At 37.6% G+C, this 21,446-nt stretch carries 11 protein-coding genes; 3 read left to right on the forward strand and 8 right to left on the reverse strand.

Features of this window, described 5'->3' with window-relative positions; all coding sequences use genetic code 11:
• Window positions 1–7: 7 nt before the first annotated feature.
• The 8 genes from HEQ28_RS07890 to HEQ28_RS07925 form a co-directional block, all read right to left on the reverse strand.
• The gene (locus HEQ28_RS07890) at window positions 8–3,079 is read right to left on the reverse strand and encodes a SusC/RagA family TonB-linked outer membrane protein (protein WP_434501726.1); all 3,072 of its coding nucleotides are present in this window, start codon (window positions 3,077–3,079) and stop codon (window positions 8–10) included.
• Window positions 3,080–3,118: 39 nt separating this feature from the next.
• Window positions 3,119–4,468, reverse strand: coding sequence for a hypothetical protein (locus tag HEQ28_RS07895; protein WP_434501727.1), 1,350 nt, complete (start codon window positions 4,466–4,468; stop codon window positions 3,119–3,121).
• Window positions 4,469–4,943: 475 nt separating this feature from the next.
• On the reverse strand, window positions 4,944–8,978 hold the full coding sequence (locus HEQ28_RS07900) for a hybrid sensor histidine kinase/response regulator transcription factor (protein ID WP_434501728.1): 4,035 nt from the start codon (window positions 8,976–8,978) through the stop codon (window positions 4,944–4,946).
• Between the two features lie 666 nt (window positions 8,979–9,644).
• Window positions 9,645–10,427: an acyl-ACP--UDP-N-acetylglucosamine O-acyltransferase gene (lpxA, locus tag HEQ28_RS07905; RefSeq protein WP_434504436.1), complete on the reverse strand. Its 783-nt coding sequence runs from the start codon at window positions 10,425–10,427 to the stop codon at window positions 9,645–9,647.
• Between the two features lie 100 nt (window positions 10,428–10,527).
• A complete protein-coding gene (locus tag HEQ28_RS07910) occupies window positions 10,528–11,928 on the reverse strand; it encodes an efflux transporter outer membrane subunit (RefSeq protein WP_434501729.1) in 1,401 nt (466 codons plus the stop codon).
• A 10-nt stretch (window positions 11,929–11,938) separates the two neighbouring features.
• The gene (locus HEQ28_RS07915) at window positions 11,939–15,202 is read right to left on the reverse strand and encodes an efflux RND transporter permease subunit (RefSeq protein ID WP_434501730.1); all 3,264 of its coding nucleotides are present in this window, start codon (window positions 15,200–15,202) and stop codon (window positions 11,939–11,941) included.
• A gap of 26 nt (window positions 15,203–15,228) precedes the next feature.
• Window positions 15,229–16,428, reverse strand: coding sequence for an efflux RND transporter periplasmic adaptor subunit (locus HEQ28_RS07920; protein WP_434501731.1), 1,200 nt, complete (start codon window positions 16,426–16,428; stop codon window positions 15,229–15,231).
• Between the two features lie 255 nt (window positions 16,429–16,683).
• Window positions 16,684–18,132, reverse strand: coding sequence for a CCA tRNA nucleotidyltransferase (locus HEQ28_RS07925; RefSeq protein ID WP_434501732.1), 1,449 nt, complete (start codon window positions 18,130–18,132; stop codon window positions 16,684–16,686).
• A gap of 102 nt (window positions 18,133–18,234) precedes the next feature.
• Between HEQ28_RS07925 and HEQ28_RS07930 the strand changes: the two genes are divergently transcribed.
• From HEQ28_RS07930 to HEQ28_RS07940, 3 genes are all read left to right on the forward strand, one after another.
• Window positions 18,235–18,642 carry a hypothetical protein gene (locus HEQ28_RS07930; protein WP_207154985.1) on the forward strand — a complete coding sequence of 136 codons (408 nt, stop codon included), beginning with the start codon at window positions 18,235–18,237 and terminating at the stop codon, window positions 18,640–18,642.
• A gap of 78 nt (window positions 18,643–18,720) precedes the next feature.
• Entirely contained in the window at window positions 18,721–19,269 is a 549-nt protein-coding gene (locus tag HEQ28_RS07935; RefSeq protein WP_434501733.1) for a DUF1599 domain-containing protein, read from the forward strand.
• Complete coding sequence (locus HEQ28_RS07940) at window positions 19,256–21,367, forward strand: BT_3928 family protein (protein WP_434501734.1); 2,112 nt, start codon at window positions 19,256–19,258, stop codon at window positions 21,365–21,367. Before HEQ28_RS07935 ends, HEQ28_RS07940 begins: the two co-directional genes overlap by 14 nt.
• Window positions 21,368–21,446: the final 79 nt, after the last annotated feature.

Below are 21,446 nucleotides of genomic sequence, written 5' to 3' on the forward strand. Positions count from 1 at the left end.
ATTATTTTTAGAATGAAACATTTACTTGCAATGAAAATACTCTTTGAAGTGGATAAGTTGCACCATTTCCACTAGCTTGTGCAGGGTCGAAGATCTTATCACCTTTATCCCAAATCCAAAGATTATCACCGATCAAACTTATTGTAGCACTGTTCATACCAATTGCCTGCATCCAAGGTTTCTTAAGCAAATATGAAATCTGAATATATTTAAGTCTCAGATAACTACCGTCTCTAAGCCAGAATGTTGAAGATTGGTCATTGTTATTGTTTGCACCATAAGAGAGTCTAGGAAATTTGGCATTTGGATTCTCTGTAGAAGGGTCACCTGATATATCACGTGATGTCCATCTGTTTCTCTGGTCGCCAACAATTGTAAGTATATTACCAGTCTCTTTATTTATGAAAGGAATGTAACCAGTACCACCAACCATATAATTCACTCTTGCAACACCTTCAAACAAAACACTCACATTCCAATGCTTATAATTGAATTCCTGTGCAAAACCATATTGTATCTGAGGTACAGAACTATATTTAAGAGGAACAATATCATCACTGTTAATAACACCGTCACCATTGACATCTTTATACTTTATATCACCTGGACGAACAACACTTTCAAATTGTTGTCTTGGACTTTCACTGATTTCTTGGTCATCCTTGAATAAGCCCAATGCAATAAGTCCACGGGGAATACCATAAGGGACTCCTGTCCATCTCTGATAAGGATACTTCTTTATTGTTTCTTCCCAGTTAGTAACCTTATTTTTAGACTGTGTAAAGTTTGCACGCAATACAAGATATGTGTCACGTCCAAAATCTTGCTTATACGACACGTGACCATCTATACCCCAGCTCTTCATCTCACCTACATTAGCCCAAGGAAGAGAAGGCAAACCCATTTCGGCAGGAGTACTTGCACGCTGCTGATAAATTCCTGAGCGAACATCACGGAAGAAGTCTACTGTCATATCAAACTTCTCATTAAACATCTTCAAGTCTACACCAAGATTCACTTTTGTAGCTTTCTCCCATCTCAAATTGTTCGAGCCTATCTGTGTTTCTGTCAAACCTGTTCCTGAATTCCAAGGACCAGAGCCTCCAGTACCCATTAAATAAAGATATGGGAAACGGGTGCTACCACTTACACGATCGTTACCAACAATACCATAAGAACCTCTAAATTTCAAATAACTTAAAAATGGCAAAGCCTTCTTTACGAATTCATACTGAGTAGGAATCCAACCACCAGATATAGCAGGGAACAAACCAAAACGATGTCCTTTCTCAAAAGCTTCTGAACCAGTATATCCTAAGTTAAACTCAGAAAAATAGGTATCCTTATATGAATATGTGAGACGTGATGACAAAGCTACATATCTTTTAGGAATAGCAGTGAGAAGAGTCGTGTTTGCAGAATTAGTATAATCTTCACAATAGAAGTGAATCAATCCTGAAGTACGATGGTCTTGACCAAATACACGGTCATAATTAAGATGTGCCTCGAAATAATATTTTTTATCGGCACCAACACTATTACCATATGCCTGTGATTGATAATCTCTCTTCTTAATTAAGTCAAGAGTTCCATCACGTTTACGCTGAGAAGCATAATACAAAGTTGGCCATTTTGTTCTGCTCTCGTTGATATAAGAATTTGCGTCGAAGTTAAACAACACTGAAGCCTTCAAACCTTTTGTTATCTTGCTCAAGTCCTGATCTATAGAGACCCTTATCTTTGTATTGTTTCTGTAAGTATTACGATAACCTGTCAGATTAAGAAGCACATAAGGACTGATCTGATTATTATCTGAACCATAAGCAGGATATTCACCAGAAGAATAACGCAAAGGAACTGTTATTGGAGTAAGATTTGAAGCAGCCTGCCACAAAGCATCTGTACTATTTCCATATCCAGGGTAGTTCTGTGTCACAATTGTTGTCTCCAATCCAAGATTAAGGATGGTAGACTTAGTCATGTTTACATCTACATTAGCTCTAAAATTATATTGACGATAATTCACGTTTGTATTATATGGATTAACACCTTTGGCTTGTTTCATCAAGGCTTCCTTGTTGATAAAGCCTAAACTCATATAATAACGAGCTACTTGTCCACCACCAGAAGCACTTAAATGGGCCTGCTGATTCCAAGAGTGGTCTCTCAAAATTGTATCGTGCCAATCTACATCGGGATGCAAGTCTGGATCAAGTCCATTCTTGAACAAAGCTAAATCCACACTATTAAATATAGGGTCCATATCTCTTGACGCAGCAGCCTCGTTTGCTAGTCTTGCATAATCATAAGCTCTTAGATATTCCGGCATTCTTGGGGAATAAGAATAGCCAACATTTGCCTTCGCATTTATATTTAATTTTCCAGCAGAACCTTTCTTGGTCGTAACAATAATTACACCATTTGCACCACGTGTACCATAAACAGCTGTGGCTGAAGCATCCTTCAACACAGAGAAGCTCTCAATATCTTCAGGATCTAAATCATTGATATTTCCTTCTACACCATCTATTAGTACCAAAGCACTCGCATTAGCACCAAATGTACTGATACCTCTGATCCAGAATTGCGAAAAATCATTTCCCGGCTCACCGGTTCTCAAGACAGAGATAATACCAGGGACACGTCCACCAAGCATATTAGCAACAGAAGTGGCTGGGGTATTAAGATCTTTTGTCGATACGGTAGTTATAGCTCCTACGACAGATATCTTTCGCTGTGTTCCCTGACCGACAACAACAACCTCATCTGTACTTTTCACATCTTCACTTAACACCACGCGCATTCTTTCATCATTTTTCTTTACGGTTATATTCATTGTGGCATAACCTATATATGAAAAAATAACAGTTTCACCTGTCTTCAAATTATTCAATCTAAAATGTCCGTCGGCATCACTAATGACTCCTGTACCAGGCTGCCCCTTCACTTGAACGGTGGCACCAATTACGGGTTCTCCATCCTTTGTCATCACCTGTCCTGCCAGAGCTACAACAGATTGTGCAGACATTGTACAGACACACGACAATAACAACACTATTATAAACAATAGTTTTTTCATAGACTTTATATTTAATATGTTTTAGATGATATTATATTTTCACTCAATAGACATCTTTCTTACTGTACGATCCCATCCACCAGCAATATAGAAATTATCATCACTGTCAACAGTGATATCCTGAGGAGAATCGAAACGTGCATCAGTAGGTTCTGTATCAGAATTTACCTGGCCGCCATTACCTGGTTTACCAGCAACGATTTCTACTTGGTCGCCAACAACCTTATTGATAAAGCTACCTCCACGATTAATAACATATAACTCACCATCAGATGTACAAGCCATTCCATAAGGCTCGATAAACTGTGCATCTTGCAAACGATGTCCTGTTGCAGAACCACTTCCATTGAAGCCTGCATATTTCTCCATACGCCAACTACCATCAGAAGCCTGATATACTTTATATATACCACTCATCTTATAAAAAGATGCAAAGAAGCATTTATGATATTTGCTATAAATCATTTGACTTCTGTCCTCATCCTGATTTGGAAGATCACCTGTCAATTTTATCATCTTGTAAGTCATATTTTCCAAATCTACCTGACAGAAGTGAGCTTGTGTATCCATAAGATATAGATATCTATTGTCCTTCTCCGTAAAAGCTCCAGACCATATCTGTCCTGACATATCACTTTTCTGAATTACAATTCCTGTTGATTTTTCAGCCCAACTGTCTGAACGCGAATATGACTTTATTGTACGGTCTTCTGACCAATGCGATAAGAGATAGAATTTCTCACGAGTGTTATCTACAATTGGAGTTCCGTAACTACCAGTCTGTCCCAATGTGATAACTTTATTATCATCATTTGAAATAAGACTTACGCGATTATTCCACCAAGACTCAACTGCAATAATATTATCCCCCTTAGTACCTTTGACACATGCGATGTTTGATACTTCTTTAAATCTCGCTGCTGTAAAATCACCATCGGCATAAGATGAACTTCCAAAATTACCACAAAGTGTCTTTACAGACTTTCTTTGATTGTACTTAAATAACATTCCATTTGGGGCAATACTATCTTGTCCAACAACTACTGATACTTGATTTCTACCAGCCATTTGCTTTGGAATTACACCTAGTATGGTTTTTCCATCCGTTGCAACAAGGACCGCTCTTTTACTAATTAATGTTGATGGGTCGCTTTTATTAATATAATAGTTAAAATAAACTTTCATACTATCAACAGGACCTTTAAAATTACCTTCCAACACAAAGGATTCATCAATAATACCAAATGTTGGTTTAAGACAATCAACAGACATTCCCATACCTGAATCATATTTATTCGGTACTGTGGGATTTGTCTCGATGAATTCCTTATCTGTACAGGAGCACGCTACAAGACATAGGAATAAAATCAAAGAATTTCCATTTTTCATTTTTACTGATTATTTAGATTAAATTATTAAAATGACTCAGCAAATATATAATTTGTATTAATGTAAAACAAGAATGAATGTTACATAGACTTCTAAATACGTTACATATTAAAAAAATATTGAAATGCAAAAAACATTATATATGATGTACGCGTACATACGCGCGTGCATATATTTTTAAAAATACTAGCGCCGAACTGGCGACAAACTGACTATTAGCAATTTGGATGTGATTTTTTTGAAATGGCGTGTCGTATTATGTGCCATCAATTTTTAGAATAACAAAATCAGCTTTTCTTTCATAATTATCAATTTTCTATGAAAAATACATGTTTTTGTATAGTAAAAATTGCCTCTGAATCATATCCTATTTTGCGTTTCTATGATATAAAATTTCCGTTTCTATATCGAAAAGTTTATACCAAGCCATCTAATTCCATCAACTCGTGTAATAACAATGATAACTTAACTGATTTTATTCTTTAGATTTATTATCATCCGCATGTTTTGCATCTCTATATGCTAGCGGGGACATGCCATACATATTCTTAAATAAAGTAGAAAAATTAGAAACCCTTGTAAAACCAGTCATCTCTACAACCTCAGATACAGAATACTTTTTCTCACTTAACAAAGTTGCAGCCTGCTTCAATCTCACATTTCTTATAAAATCACGCATAGACTGATTGGTTAATTCTTTCATCTTGCGATAAAGGTGAACTCTGCTTATACCAACTTCTTGGGTAATCATTTCTACATTTAATTCAGGATTACTTATATTGCTATCAATAACCTTCATTATACGCTCCATGAGTTTATCATCAGGAGATTTAGCCTCCAACTTTGTTATCTTATCGAGTTGTTCCTGTTTGCCGGTATAAGCATTTCGTAAAACTTCCCTACCATTCACTAGGTTTTCTACCGTTTTTCTTAGTATGTTCATATTAAACGGTTTTGTGATATAAGCATCAGCACCAAGTTCAAGTCCTTCAAGATTGTCATCAACTGTTGTCTTAGCTGTAAGAAGAATAACTGGCACAGAGTTGATATTAGGATTTTGTCTAATTTTTCGGCACAATTCAAATCCGTTCATTTCAGGCATCATAACATCACTTATAATAAGATCAGGCTTTTTATCAAGAATTTTTTGATAAGCATCTTTACCATCTTCACTCTCTCTAGTATTGAATTCTGATCGTAACTGATCACAGATATACTTTCTTATTTCTTCTTCATCTTCAACTACAAGAATATAATGTTTAGTTTTTCTCCGACTCTTAGAATCATCAACAACAACTTCAGGTACCCTAGATTCTATATTCTCTTGTTGTGGCATCGCATTATCTTCGATTTCATTGTTACGAAGATGCTTATGGCCTAATGGCAAATGAATGATAAACTTACATCCGGGACCATTTATGTTATTTTCGGCATGTATATCACCATGATGTAGCTCGACAAGAGAACGAGTAAGATGCAGCCCGATACCAGTTCCTACATTTGAATTATCTTGACTTTTACGTATCTGATAGAACCGTCCGAAAATTCGTTCTATTTCTTTTTCGTCAATTTTAGAACCACTGTCGGAAATTGATATCGCTGCCACATCTTTGGTCTCAACAGTTATTGAGATATTACCGTTTTGTGGGGTGAACTTCAAGGCATTTGAAAGAATATTTACAATGATCTTATCAAAATTACTAGGATCTATCCATAGCTTTAGTGATTTCATTTCATGATGAAATTCTAATGATATATTCTTGAGTTTCATCTGCTGTTCAAAGTCGCCACAGACATTATCTATAACCTTTATAATATCATTCTCGCTGAACATTAACGTCATTTGTCCCTTATCAATTTTTCGAATATCCATCAACTGATTGATCAGTCGCAATATACGCTGGGCATTTCTATTAATAATGCTATAATTTCTCTGTCGATCAGTATCTTTATCTTGAGACATAAGCTGTTGGAGTGGACTTATAACCAAAGACATTGGAGTTCTAATCTCATGAGCAATATTTATAAAGAATTGCAATTTAGCTTCATTAATATTTTCTGCCTGTTGCCTTTCTATCAATTCATTCTGTCTCTTCTGACTATCTTTTTTGAAAGTCTGCCATTTCTTGACAGTAATGAACAATACTACAAAATATATCATTAATGCCCACCATGACGCATACCATGGATAATGCACCACTATCGTGATATTCTTTATATCAGATGAAGCATCTCCATATATAGACTTAATACTGAAATGGTAAGTACCTGGGCTCATGCTGTTGAAAGTGACACGGTTTACACCGGCCCTCTGGATATTCCAACGACCACCATTTATTGAATAGGCAAAAGAAATTCTTTCGGCGTTATAGAAATCCATAGCCGACAATTCTAAAGTTATATTATTATCATTATTTGATAAATCAAATCTATTTGACTCATATACAGCCTTGGAGGTGATAGAATAACTTCCAGATTTCATACCTACGCTAACAGGTTTGTCATTAATATAAAAACCTACTAGTTTTATTTTAGGCTTCTTTGTAAACAGTTTTAATGTATTTACATTAAAATACGTAACTCCACCAGATCCGCCAAAAAACACATTGCCTTTTTTATCAGCAAACGAAGAGCTCCGAACAAACTCGGTGCTTTGCAGACCATCATTTGAATAGAAGTTTACAAACTTATTTGTTGCTGAATTATAATGAGACAATCCATAATCAGTACTTATCCAAAGTCCATTTCTTCGATCATTTTGTATGCCACAAATTGCATCACTAGGCAATCCATTACGCATTGTAAACATTTGGCATTTACGATTTTTCGGATTAAAACGAATTAAGCCATTTGCTGTCCCTATCCATAAACAGCCTTGTTTATCTACATGAATAACATATATTATAACACCAGGTAAAATACGATTCATTTTGAACGTATTTACAAAATTATCCGTTTTCAAGTCAAGACACCCAAGTCCATCACACGTACCAATATATAACTTGCCATTATAATATTTCAGTGTTGATACCCAACGAGAATGAAGCGCATTATCCTTCTCATTAGTGTCTTTCTTTCCAACAAGATTTCTTATTGGAAATAATTTATTTTTACGCATGTCCCAGCGAAACAATCCACCCCCCATTACGCCGATCCAGATATTTTTATTATTATCCTCAACAATAGAAGTAACACCTTTTATCTTCTTATTATTATAATAAATTGGCATATTAATGCATGCTCCACATGATGGATTAAAGCGAAATAGTCCGTCTACTAGCGATATCAACCAATATGAATTATTTGAATCCTGCAATATACCACTGACAAAAGCAGGTAACATGCCTCTTATATGACCTGCTGGATAATGAGTTGAAATTCCTTTGCTTGAAACCTTATATAATCCATCATTGGCAGTACCCAACCATAGATTTGAAGTGTTATCCTTAAATATTGACAGAATACGATTAAAGCCTATCTTATCTTTGCCTATAGAACGTGATCCAACATATTTGAACTGGCGATATTCCTTTGGTAATAGCACCACCCCTGTGCCACTTGCACCTATCCACAAATTGCCGTAAATATCCTTAAGGATAGAATGCACCTCAGAAGTAGCAAAATCAAAGGTATTGAACTTTATCTTGCTGCCAGTAACATCACCGGTAAAAATATCATAAACCTTCACACCCTTCCCGATAGTTCCAATATACAGATGCCTGTCGTCTACCTGCAATAAACAAAATACAGGTATTCTATTATCCCATTTTTCAGGAACCACAAAACACCGTCTCTTTTTATTTAACTTTGCAAAACCAAAGTCTGTACTTGTTACATAAAGATTACCATGCAAATCTTGATATATATTACTTATACCAATATATCTATCATAGCCTAAAACTTGATACTCATAATTTATTTTGCCATGCGAAATATTTATTATTCCTTTATCAGAAGTAGCAAGCCATAAATCATGATTTTTATCTTCAAATACTTTATTGATAAAGATTGCCTTTATATTGTATCTTGCTCTACGGATGCAATATGTATCTCCATTAAGAAAGAGCTGATACATTCCATGTCCGGAAGTTCCTATTAATATTTCACCATTCTTTCTTACCAAAATAGATGTTACATAAGCGCCCATGCTTTTTTCGTTTTTAAATCCAAAAGTCACATGCAAAAATGTTTCAGTAGCCTTGTCATATATTTGCAAACCACGCGCTGTTCCTATTGCCAGTTTTCCATGATACAATTCCGACAAAGATAAGATGCTATTATCAACCAATGAATTTGATATACCTGCGACATGTTTAAAATTTAGGAATTTAGCACCATCATAACAGTTTAGACCATCATCAGTGCCAATCCAGATAAAACCAGATTTGTCTTGATATACCAAACTAATATTACTGTTTGATAAATCTTTTTCTACGGTAAACACCTTCCCTGATTGCGCCATGGCCACAAATGGGAAAAGTAGCAACACAATATTTAATAGTTTTTTCATAATTAGATTATCATTATTTCTTTGTTTACGCTTTATTCGTATTCCAACTTTATTAACTATAAAGGTATATATTCAGAGTTACTGTTTGTGCTATCACATCTTTGAATTTCACCAACACATACATGACCATCAACAACTCGATATATTACAACCAAGGTTTCAGATCTCGCATCTTGTGAAAAAATCCAAGTAATTATTATAAGTAAGACTTTTGTGGTTAAATTTTATTTTGGCGACTTAATTCTGTTTACTTTGAATTAACAATACTTTCATGTGATTTCAACTATCGTTACGCAATAAAATAAAACATACACAAAAATAGACATTCTGTAATATTTTAAGTTAATCATTTATATTAATTATTATTATTAGCAAAGTAACAAAAAAAATGATAATTAAAAAAATTCATTTGTTACATTTACTTTTTCGAAGGAAACATAAACGACTCATAACACTAATATTCTATATAACAGGAAGCATATTTGTGCTAAAAAACAATATACTTAATACTACTTGATAATTAATTTTATCTTTTTATTGCGAATGAATTCCTATGAGCTCACCGTTATTAAACCTAAATACGAAGCGAAATTATTTCACAAAAGAAGGGCTTGCCTCACGGCAAACCCTTCAACCTAATTATAGGGAAAAATGTATAGGTATGAATTACATTTTACTTATTATTCCTAATTTTGTAGCCTTTATAAAATTAACGATGTTGCGTATTTCAGCACTATCAGGAACCTGTTCGGTTATCTGAATTACAGCGTCCAAGATACTTGTCTGTCCATGAAAGACAAGACGATAGGCATTGGCAATATGTTTTTGTATTTTCTTATCAATATTATACACACCCATCATAGTGGTATTTGGTCCACCATAAGTCACAGGCTTTCCGCCTACAATGATATAAGGAGGAACATCCTTAGAGAATGCAGTACCAGCCTGAATCATTGAGTAATCACCGACACGTGTCTTTGCATTCTCGATTACACTGGAACTGAAAATTACTCCATTTCCAATAATGCAATCACCAGCTATCTTTGTTCCATAGCCAAAAACACAATTGTCTCCAACCTTTGTATCATGAGAAATATGTGCACCCTCCATAAGGAAGTTTTTATTACCAATAACGGTACTTGCTCCCTCATGTGTAGCACGATTTACTACTACATTCTCACGTATAATATTGTTATCGCCAATAATGAGCAGACTATTCTCTCCTTGGAAATTGAAATCCTGTGGGAGAGCTCCCAATACTGCACCTTGAAATACTTTATTACCCTTACCCATTCTTGTACCGTTAAGAATACTAGTGAAAGGAAAGACAATACAGTCATCACCTATCACCACGTCATCCTCAATATACGCAAATGGATATATCTTGCAGTTTTCTCCAATCTTTGCTTTTGGAGATACTTCTGCACGTGGACTTATTTCACTCATAATATTACCACCCCTAATCTTCCCGAAAGAAGATGTCCAGATTTACTACGGGGTATATCTGGTTGTGTTATTATTCTTTTATCCAACGCTAATCCGTATTTTACTATTTAGCGCCTCCGCCAAGAGCATAATACAGATTCACGACAGCTTGCATCTTGTAGAAATCATCGGCAACCTTTGACAATTCAACATTGAGCAGACTACTCTGTGCCGTTATTACTTCAAGATATGTGCTTCCGGCGCTTGCCATAAGGTCCTTAGTATCCTCGACATTCTGTTTTAAGACTTCAATCTGCTTAGCCTCAATTGTTGATTTTTCGGCTGAAGAGTTATAAAGTACGAGTGCATTGCTAACTTCACTTCCTGCAGTAAAGATAGAATTCTGCCATGTATTATATGCCTGCTGATATTGAGCCTTAGCTACCTTTAAACCGGCAACGAGCTTACCATTTTGGAATATAGGTTGAGTAAGAGAACCCACAGCTGTGAGCAACAAATTACCAGGATTTACAATTCCCACACCACTATTATTAGTGAATGCTCCGCTGGCATTGATATTTAAAGCTGGATAAAAACGGCTTCGTGCTGTCTCGATATTATAAAAACACTGAGCGAGTTTCATCTCTGCTGAATGAACATCTGCACGGTTATTGAGCAACTGCACACCAATTCCTGTAGAGAAGTTTGCAGGAAGACTTTGTTCGTCAATTTTTCCTCGGCTAATACTCTGAACCTGCTGTCCTAAAAGTAAAGACAAAGAATTCTCAGTTTCACGAATCTGTCGCTTTATATCAGTTTTTTGAGTAAGAACAGAATAGTAATTAGACTCTGCCCTCTGTACTGCTGTAGAACGAACACCAATCACAGAATTCTTCTGCAATTTCATTATATCCCATGTATTCTTTGTAAGCCCTTCCATGTCGTTGACTATTTCGAGTTGCTTGTCAAGCATAAGAAGTGAATAATACATGTTAGCTATATTGGCAATGAGATTGGTCTGTACTGACACCTGATAATCCTTGCTCTGAAGTAGAGCTACCTGAGCAGAACGCTTAGATGACAATAGGTTTCCAAAAAGGTCAGCACTCCAACTTGCATTGATTGGCAAACTGTAAATTTTAGTAGCCTTTCCACCATCCCATGAAGAAATTGTTCCCTGTGGAGAGAAAGTGAAAGAAGGTAGGAATGCTAATTTTGCAGACTTTAATTGAGCCTCTGCCATCTGAACGTTCAAAGCTGCATTAAGAAGGTTGGTATTGTGAGCCAAACCTACCTCTATCAATGATTGCAGTTGCGTATCAGTAAACACACTGCGCCATGGAATATTTGCGAAACTTGTTGTATCACGAGCAGCGAGAGAATCACTATCAGACACTGCATCTCGCATGATTGCGCTTGTATTTATATCTGGACGTTCATACTTTCCATACAAGCTCTTGCAGCCACTCAACGTGAGTGCTGCAAGACCAAGTAGTACAATACTGTTATATTTAATTTTCATCATACTGATTCTTCTAGTTTTTTGGTGAAACCGTTGACTTAGCATTTGCATACTGCGCCAGTTCAGAAGCAGCCTCAGCATTCTCCTCATCCTCAAACTTGAGCGGAGTGAGCTTCTCCTGCAACCACTGGAATACGGCAAACAAAGCAGGAACGACAAACACCTGACATAATGTACCTATAAACATACCTCCAACTGCGGCGGCACCCAAAGTCTGGTTACCATTCTTACCAACACCTGAAGCGAACATCAACGGAAGCAAACCTACAACCATGGCGAGAGACGTCATAAGGATTGGTCGCAAACGTGCTCCAGCTCCAAGGATTGCTGAGTATTTGATAGCCATACCTGTGCGTCGTCGTTCAAGAGCAAACTGCACAATAAGTATGGCATTCTTTGCCAACAGACCGATAAGCATAATTAACGATATCTGCATATAGATATCATTGGAATGCCCGAATATCAATGTAAAAATAAACGCTCCAGCCAATCCAAACGGTATTGAGAGAATTACAGCCAACGGAAGAATGTAACTTTCATACTGCGCACTAAGAATCAAGTAAACGAATACTATACAAAGTACGAATATCAATGCCGTAGAATTACTACTTTCTGCCTCAGAACGAGTTAAACCTGAATAATCATAACTATAGCCATCAGGAAGAGTATTCTTTGATACTTCCTTTATAGCCTGCATAGCCTGACCAGAAGAATAACCAGTCTGCGGAGTGACACTCACATTAATTGATGTAAACAGGTTGAAACGTGATATATTTGAAGGTCCATATATACGGCGCAACTTGACAAACTCACTTACAGGAGACATTCCAGTAGGAGTTCTTACATAAATATTACTGAGTCCATCTGGGCGCATTCTACTTGCAACATCTCCCTGAATCATTACACGATAGAGTTTACCAAATGAATTAAAGTTCGATGCATAGAGACCACCATAATATCCTTGCAACGTTGTCAACACATCAGAAGGAGCTATTCCTGCCTGTTTTGTCTTAGCAACATCAACATCTACCATATACTGAGGATAGTTAGGATTATATGAAGTCTGAGCCATCTGTATCTCTGGTCGCTTATTGAGTTCAGCAATGAATTCCTTGGTTACATTATAGAACTTGTCAATGCTTCCACCGGTCTTATCCTGCATAGACAGTGTAACACCGTTCTGCATAGAGAAACCAGGAATCATAGGAGGACCAAAAGCCAATATCTGAGCATCCTTTATCGTTGCAGTCTGCTTGTAAATCATACCAAGAACAGAAGTATTTTCAAGAGGGTTCACAAACAAAGCCATTATGTCGGCATTTTTGATTGCGTTCTTTATACGAGTAGTGAAACTTCCCGAACGTTCCTCAAACGATTTCAGTTTTACAATAAATGTAGCCTGATCAGAACCTTGTCCAGCAATAAAGTTATATCCAAGTATAGACTCACGACGCTGTATAGCAGGGTTATTGGCAAGCATTTTGTCAACCTGTGAAACAATCTGCTTAGTGCGTTCCTGACTTGTTCCTGGTGCAGCAGATATAGTAACAAACAGTGTTCCAGTATCCTCGTCAGGTACAAGACCAGTCTTAGTTGTAGCCATTGTTATAACTAGAGCAGCAATACCTAATACGACAGCGCCACCAACAACCAAGTAATGGTTGATAATCCATTGTACACCTTTCTTATACTTATTGGTAATCTTATCAAACTGATGATTGAATCCATCATGGAAACGGGTTACAAAAGTTGTCTTCTTTTCGCTATGCTCATCATCCTCGTGAGGTTTCAGGAACATTGCACAAAGTGCAGGAGAAAGTGTAAGGGCGTTAAGGGAAGAAATCACGATAGATATAGCCATCGTAACACCAAACTCACGATAGAAAGTTCCGGAAGTTCCACCCATGAAAGATACAGGCACAAACACAGCTGCCATTACCAATGTAATTGATATGATAGCTCCAGAAATCTCGCTCATGGCATCAATAGATGCAGCGAGTGCGCTCTTGTAACCTTGGTCCAACTTGGCATGAACCGCCTCCACAACCACTATGGCATCATCCACCACTATGGCTATCGCAAGCAGCAAGGCGGACAGTGTCAGCAAGTTGACGGAGAATCCAAATACCCATAAGAAGAAGAACGTACCTATCAACGCAACAGGAACCGCAATCATTGGTATCAATGTTGAACGGAAATCCTGAAGGAATATGTAAACCACAATAAACACAAGTGCCAATGTGATAAATAACGTGAAAACAACTTCATGGATAGAAGCGAACAAGAATTCAGTTACGTCCTGCTCAATTGTATATTCCAATCCAGGTGGGAAACTTTTCTTTGCCTCTTCCAAAGCAGTTTTTACATCCGAAGCAATCTGAGTTGCATTAGATCCAGCAACCTGATTAACCATACCAAGTACGGCAGGATGTCCATTATTGAGTAGGTTTACATTATACTGTAATCCACCAAGTTCTACCTTTGCTACATCACCCAACTTCAACGTCTGACCATTAGTTGAACTTGTTATTATGATATTCTCATAATCCGGGATTGTCTTCAAACGTCCCTTATAGCGAAGCACATATTCAAAAGCCATATCGCTGTTCTCACCAAATTTACCTGGCGCAGCTTCAATATTTTGTCCATCAAGAGCTTTTGTAATGTCAGAAGGAATAAGTCCGTACTGTTTCATCTTATCTGGCTTAAGCCATATACGCATGGAATAAGTACGAGTACCTGGAGTCTGAATATCACCTACACCATTTATACGTTTCAACTGAGGTATAACGTTGATAAGTGCATAGTTAGTAACAAACTGGTCATCATAACGTCCGTCCTCTGTAGTAAGAGAGAACATGATAACGTTTGAAGATTGGCGTTTAGACACCGTTACACCAGCACGAGTAACCTCGGCAGGCAACAACGCCTGAGCCTGCTGTACACGGTTCTGCACGTTAACCTGTGCCATGTTAGCATCAGATCCCTGCTTGAAATACACTGTAATCGAAGCCATACCATCATTGGTGGCAGAAGATGTCATGTAGGTCATGTTCTCAACACCATTGATACTCTCCTCAAGAGGAGTAACAACGGAGTTAAGCACCGTCTGAGCGTCAGCACCAGTATAAGTGGTACTAACTGAAATAGTAGGCGGCGCGATATCCGGATACTGCTCTACTGGCAGCGATATCAATCCTATAGTACCCAACAATACAAACAAGATGGAAATCACCGTTGAAAGTACTGGGCGCTTTATAAAGTTAGTTAATGTCATATATAACTATTCTCTTTTTATTGTTTTTACTTGCCTTTCATAACATCAACAAATCCCTTTGCTGTACTCTGCTTTGCAGCGAGTTTAGCGGCATCGTCGATTTTCTTCTCATACTGAGCTTCTGTGATAGGCTTTATCTTCATACCGTCAGAAAGTTTGGTAATACCCTTTGTTACAATACGGTCACCAACACTTAATCCTGAAGTTACGATATATGTCTTTCCGTCATTTTGCGGATTAACAGTAATTTCTGTGTATTTCACCTTATTATCGGCACCTAACTTATATACAAATATCTTATCCTGAACTTCAGAACATGCTTCCTGTGCAACCTTTATAGCATGATTGTCATCTGTAGGGATTACAATCTGTCCAGCACCTCCACTCTTCAATAGTTTCTCTGGATTAGCGAAATGTGCTATAAGTGAAACAGAACCAGTAGTAGCATCAATAACACCACTCATCTTGACAACCTTTCCTGGATGATTATATACAGTTCCGTCTGCCAACTGGAGTTTTACTGTCGGCATTGAAGAAATGGCTGCGCTTACACTTCCTGCAGTCTTTGTAAGATTAAGTATCTCACTTTCTGACATAGAGAAGAATACTTCCATTGTACTTATATTAGATACTGTTGTAAGCGGCTGTGCATTAGAAGAGCTTACTAAAGCGCCCTCTTTGAAAGGAAGACTTCCAACTACACCATTCGATGGACTCTTTACCTGACACCAGCTTAGAGTTTCTCTTGCTGAAGCTAAAGATGCCTGAGCCTGAGCTACAGAAGCCTTTGCTGTGGCATAAGAATTCAGGGCAGTAGATAGTTCATACTGTCCGATAACGTTCTTTGCAAAAAGTTTTTTGTTATTTTCATAAGTAAGTTTTGCTGTGTTCAGTTGTGCATGTGCAGTATTTACACCGGCCTGTGCCTGACGAACAGCAGCACGGTAAGTCTCACTATCAATTGTAAACAGCACCTGACCAGCAGACACAGTCTGTCCTTCATGTACATAAACCTTGGTAATAAAGCCCGAAACCTTTGGACGGACTTCTACATCCTGAATACCTTTAATAGTGGCTGGGTAAGTAGTCTGTAATGATGCATCTGAAGCACCTACTGAAACTACGGCAAACTCATCATCACCAAACTTTGGCATACCGCCCCCCCCACTACATGCTGTGAGAGAACTTGCGATTACCAGAATAAATAAACCATTCTTAATCTTCATACCTATTTTTACAATTAAATTTATACATAGTTAATAATATAATGAAATACGGGGCGCAGAAAACTTTAAGCCCGTTTTTAGTTTTTACTTTGCAAAAGTAACAATAAATCAGTAACTACCTCTTTACCGACATACACTTTTAACAATAATTAGTTAGAGTTGTGCATAATAGAAAGGTATTTTATCAATTATATGAAAAATCCGAGCAATCCGTCAAATCGGATTACTCGGATTTCTATTATAATAAAGAACTAACTACACCAAACCCATGCTCTTTGCTTTATTCATAAGCAACTGCATCAAAGCTTCACGTTCATTCTCCACCTTATTATCAAGTACGGCATCTTTAAGGGTCTGCTTCAATGCTCCAACTTCACGACACGGAGTAAGATGGAATATCTCCATGATTTCATTTCCATCTATACAAGGTTGCAACAATCGCTTGTAATCGCGTTCCTTGAGATCAGCTAGTTTTTCACGTACACTGCGGAAATTATCTAGAAAACGCTGTTTTCTTACCTGATTCTTACTTGTAATATCAGCTTCGCAAAGAGTCATCAGGTCATCAATGTCATCACCGGCATCATTCATTAGTCTACGTACAGCACTGTCTGTTACTTCATCATCAGCGATAACAATAGGACGCATATGAAGATCAACTATCTTTTGAACATACTTCATTTTCATATCCATCGGTAACTTCATACGACGAAAAATGCTTGGAATCATTTTGGCACCTACATAATTGTGATTATGAAATGTCCATCCTGCAACATTATCCCAACGCTTGCTACGCGGTTTACCAATATCATGGAACAATGCTGCCCAACGTAGCCAAAGCATCATATCACCATTATCATCTGATGCTATCTGCGACTTGCATACATTATCAAGCACTTCAAGAGTATGGTAAAAATTATTCTTATGCGCCTTGCCATTTCTAGTTTCAACCAAATCCAGCATAGAGAGTTCTGGGATAATCAATTGTAGCAAGCCACATCTCTGAAGATCTACAAATCCCTTACTTGGTGCATTAGTAAGCATTATTTTGTTGAGTTCATCAACAATTCGTTCACCACTTATTATCTTTATCCTGTGGGCGTTACGCTCAAGAGCTTCAAATGTCTCATCATCAATGATAAAATTCAACTGAGTGGCAAACCTTATACAACGCATCATGCGAAGTGGATCATCAGAAAAAGTTATATCAGGATCTAACGGAGTACGAATAATACCGTCTTCCATATCAAGAACACCATCGAACGGATCAATAAGTTCACCGAAGCGTTCTTTGTTAAGACAAACAGCAAGAGCATTTATTGTGAAATCCCTCCTATTCTGATCATCTTCCAATGTACCATCCTCAACATGCGGTTTGCGAGAATCATGACTATAACTCTCCTTTCGTGCACCAACAAATTCGACTTCTACTCCACGATATTTCACTTGAGCAGTTCCGAAATTACGAAACACTGAAAGATGAGCTTTCTTTCCAAAAAGGTTTTTCAATTCGGTAGCAACGCGAATACCACTTCCTACTACGACAACATCAATATCATTAGATGGTCTCTCAAGGAATAGATCTCGCACATATCCTCCTACGACATAGCATTCCAATCCCAAGGAATCGGCTGCTTCTGAGATTTTATGAAAGATATCCTTATCTAGTAGTTTCGCCAAATCGGCATTTGTAATATTTCTCATTGTTACTTAATTTCTCTTAACGTGCTCTAAATTGCGTGCAAAGATACTAAAATTTAATGTCAGAATATGCAAGTTCAGTTAGTTTTTTATATTTTTGCACTCATGAAGAAGTATTTTTGGCTTTTTGCGCTTACAGCAATTATATGCAGCTGTGCCGAAACTCAAGACGAGAAGGCAACACCATTGATGTCTGACATAGAATCACTCTATGGCTCAGGTCAATACAAGCAAACTCTAGACTCAATAATGTCGTTGAGGAAGAATTATCCTGAAGCGATAGAAACACGTAAGCGTGCCTTGAAAATATGGCAAAACGCATCATTAAAGATGGCCCAGCAAGACATCGCACGTACAGATTCAGCACTTCAGGCAACACTAAAGGCTATTTCTTCGACTGGAAATATCGGAAAAAGAAATATGCTGGGCGTCAAGCGTGACTCTCTGAAAGCAAGATACGAAGCAATGTGTGGCGTAGTAAGAATGATACATTATCGCCAAAGTATGAAATGACATACCTAAAGCATAAGCCAAAAAATTTGGTGAATTCATTATTAATAAGTAACTTTGCATCGCAAAGTTTTAAGGCTTATGAGCAATTTGAATACAGAGAAACAGTTTGAGAATGTAATGAAAGAATGTCGTGAACTCTTTAGCAAGAAGTTACACGACTATGGTGCTTCATGGCGCATATTGCGACCGTCATCACTGACAGATCAACTGTTTATTAAGGCAAAACGTATACGTTCACTGGAGATTAAAAAAGAATCTTTAGTAGGTGAAGGTATACGTCCTGAATTTATAGCACTTATCAATTACGGAATAATTGGGTTAGTCCAACTTGAAAAAGGATTCGTTGACTCTGTTGATATGACAGTTAGCGAAGCCATGACCCTGTATGATAAACACGCTAAAGAGGCATTGGAACTAATGCTAAAAAAGAATCACGACTATGACGAGGCTTGGCGCTCTATGAGAATCAGTAGCTATACCGACTTCATACTGACTAAGATTGAAAGAGTTAAGGAAATTGAGGATATTAACGGCGAGACTCTTGTTTCTGAAGGCATTGATTCCAACTACATGGATATTATAAACTATGCGGTATTTGGCGCAATAAAACTTAATGGAGAAAAGTAGCACATATATTTCTGCCAAAGCACAATTTATCGGAATACTGGTGAATTTATGCAGACTTGTATTGGCATTCACTTTTATATTCTCCGGATATGTAAAAGCTATTGACCCTATAGGCACACAGTACAAACTACAAGACTATCTTGGTGCCGTAGGAATGGCTGGCATGATACCAGACTGGATTACGCTGACTACATCAGTTGCAATGTCGGGACTGGAATTCTCACTGGGAATATTCATGCTGTTTGCCATAAGACGTAGAATATGTTCTAAGATAATATTGGCATTCATGTGCATTATGACAGCCATTACGATATGGTTGACTATAGCAAATCCGATAAAAGACTGCGGATGTTTCGGTGACGCTATCAAACTGACCAATATACAATCGCTGATAAAGAACATTATACTTATTGCATGTGCTGCGGTTGTGACATGGAAGCCACTGTCTATGGTGAGGTTCATATCTAAAAGTACCCAATGGATAGTAATAAACTATACAATATTGTTTATTGTATTGAGCAGCGGCTACAGTTTGTATTATCTGCCACTGTTTGATTTCAGACCATATTATATAGGTGCTAACATACGCGAAGGGATGACAATACCCAAGGGAGCAAAGCAACCTAAGTTTGACACATCATTCATATTGGAGAAGAACGGGGTAAAAAAAGAATTTTCGCTTGCCAACTATCCAGACTCTACATGGAAGTTCATTGATAGCAAAACGATACAGATTTCAGAAGGATACATTCCACCGATACATGACTTTTCTATTGAGGACAAGAATACTGGAGAAGATATCACCAAAAAGATATTGGACTACAAAGGATACACATTCCTGCTGATAGCACCACATCTTGAGCAAGCTGATGACTCCAACTTTGGCAACATTGACCAGATATACGAATATGCCCAACAACAAAACGTACCATTCTATTGTCTGACAGCAAGCAATGATAAACCTATAAAAAGGTGGATAGACATCACTGGGGCGGAATATCCATTCTGTACAACAGACGAGACTACCCTAAAAACTATAATTAGGAGTAATCCTGGATTGCTTTTGATTAAGAATGGCAGAATAATAAACAAATGGAGCCACAATGACTTACCTTCAGAAGAAACTCTGAACAAGCCACTCGAACAGACTGAAATCGGGAAGATACCTAATGACACTGTTTGGGGAAAAATACTAGAGATTGTATTATGGTTCATATTACCATTAATGCTTCTAACTATTGCTGATAGGATACTGGCTTGGGGTAAATGGGTGAGAAATAAGGAAAAAGAAGACAAAGATAAAATATATCAACTGTTTAATAAAAAGAAAAATAAAATGAGAAAGAAAATCGTAGCAGGTAACTGGAAAATGAACATGAACCTGCAAGATGGTGTTGCTCTTGCTAAAGAGATCAACGAAGCTTTAGTTGCTGACAAGCCTAATTGTGATGTAGTTGTTTGTACACCTTTCATCCACTTGGCCAGCGTTGCACAAGTACTTGACCAAAACGTAGTTGGTCTTGGTGCAGAGGACTGCGCAGACAAGGAAAAAGGAGCTTTCACAGGTGAGGTTTCTGCCGAAATGGTAAAGAGCACAGGTGCTCAGTATGTTATCCTTGGTCACTCAGAGCGTCGCCAATATTATGGTGAGACTGCAGCAATCCTTAAGGAGAAAGTACAGCTTGCATTGAAGAACGGTTTGAAGATTATCTTCTGCTGTGGCGAGACTCTTGAAGAGCGCGAAGGTAACAAGCAGAACGAAGTTGTTAAGGCTGAACTAGCCGACAGCGTATTCAACTTGAGCGCAGAAGAGTGGAAGAACATCATTCTTGCATACGAGCCAATCTGGGCTATCGGTACAGGTAAGACTGCTACTTCTGATCAGGCAGAGGAAATGCTTGCATACATCCGTTCTATCGTTGCTGAAAAGTATGGTAAGGAAGTTGCTGAGGAGACATCAATCCTTTACGGTGGTAGCTGCAAGGCTTCTAACGCTCCTGAGCTATTCTCTAAGCCAAATATCGACGGTGGTCTTATCGGTGGTGCTGCTTTGAAGACTGCTGATTTCAAGGGTATCATCGACGCTTGGAAGAAATAATAAAAATATTGAAATGCAGGGATATTGTAATGATATGAATGTTGTTTTGTGACAACACTCTATCATACCGATATCCCAG

The organism is Prevotella sp., assembly GCF_051059605.1.
GTDB lineage: Bacteria > Bacteroidota > Bacteroidia > Bacteroidales > Bacteroidaceae > Prevotella.